The sequence below is a fragment of the Photobacterium lucens genome (assembly GCF_009873615.1).
Classification (GTDB): domain Bacteria; phylum Pseudomonadota; class Gammaproteobacteria; order Enterobacterales; family Vibrionaceae; genus Photobacterium; species Photobacterium lucens.
Map to the genome: position 1 here is coordinate 1 of NZ_SSMG01000233.1, position 447 is coordinate 447.

Annotated in this window: 1 rRNA gene; it reads right to left on the bottom strand. The window is 49.7% G+C overall.

The window, feature by feature from the left end:
- A 23S ribosomal RNA gene (locus E5A76_RS10310) occupies nucleotides 1-447 on the bottom strand; the annotation flags it as partial.

The following is a 447-nucleotide window of genomic DNA, read 5'->3' on the forward strand; positions in this document are numbered from 1 at the left end:
TGTGTCGGTTTGGGGTACGATTCCTTATAATCTGAAGCTTAGAAGCTTTTCCCGGAAGCATGGCATCAATGACTTCATCACCGTAGTGACTCGACATCGTATCTCAGCCTTAAGATGGTCCGGATTTGCCTAAACCATCAGCCTACATACTTGGACCTGGACAACCGTCGCCAGGCTCACCTAGCCTTCTCCGTCCCTCCATCGCAATTATAAGAAGTACGGGAATATTAACCCGTTTCCCATCGACTACGCCTTTCGGCCTCGCCTTAGGGGTCGACTTACCCTGCCCCGATTAACGTTGGACAGGAACCCTTGATCTTCCGGCGAGGGAGTTTTTCACTCCCTTTATCGTTACTCATGTCAGCATTCGCACTTCTGATACCTCCAGCAAGCTTTACAACTCACCTTCAACGGCTTACAGAACGCTCCCCTACCCAATGAAGTAAA